The following is a 435-nucleotide window of genomic DNA, read 5'->3' on the forward strand; positions in this document are numbered from 1 at the left end:
CCCTCAAGCAGGCCTGATGCCGGCACCGTGAGCGACCGCAAAATGCCAAGAAATACGGCGTGTCTCCGTACAGACGCGGTCGCTCGCGTTGCAGGGTGGCCTACAGGCGAGCGGCCAACTCGGTGCCCTGACGGATCGCCCGCTTGGCATCGAGTTCGGCTGCGACAGCGGCGCCTCCGATGATGTGCGGCTCGATGCCGGCACCGCGCAACGCATCCTCGAGATCGCGGACCGACTCCTGCCCGGCGCAGATCACCACGTTGTCGACGGGGAGCACCTGTCGATCGCGGTGTTCGGAGCCGAAGCTGATGTGCAGCCCCTCGTCATCGATGAGCTCGTAGTTCACCCCGGAAAGCTGATGTACCCCTTTGGCTTTCAGCGAGGCCCGGTGCACCCAGCCGCTGGTCTTACCGAGGTTGCGGCCCTGTGCGCCCT

The 435-nt window shown here is 65.7% G+C and carries 1 pseudogene; it reads right to left on the reverse strand.

The features are described from left to right. Window positions 1-100: 100 nt before the first annotated feature. Window positions 101-435: pseudogene (gene fadH, locus RNB18_RS52400) on the reverse strand (NADPH-dependent 2,4-dienoyl-CoA reductase); the annotation flags it as partial.

This window comes from Streptomyces doebereineriae (assembly GCF_031845645.1).
In the GTDB taxonomy this organism is placed as follows: domain Bacteria; phylum Actinomycetota; class Actinomycetes; order Streptomycetales; family Streptomycetaceae; genus Streptomyces; species Streptomyces canus.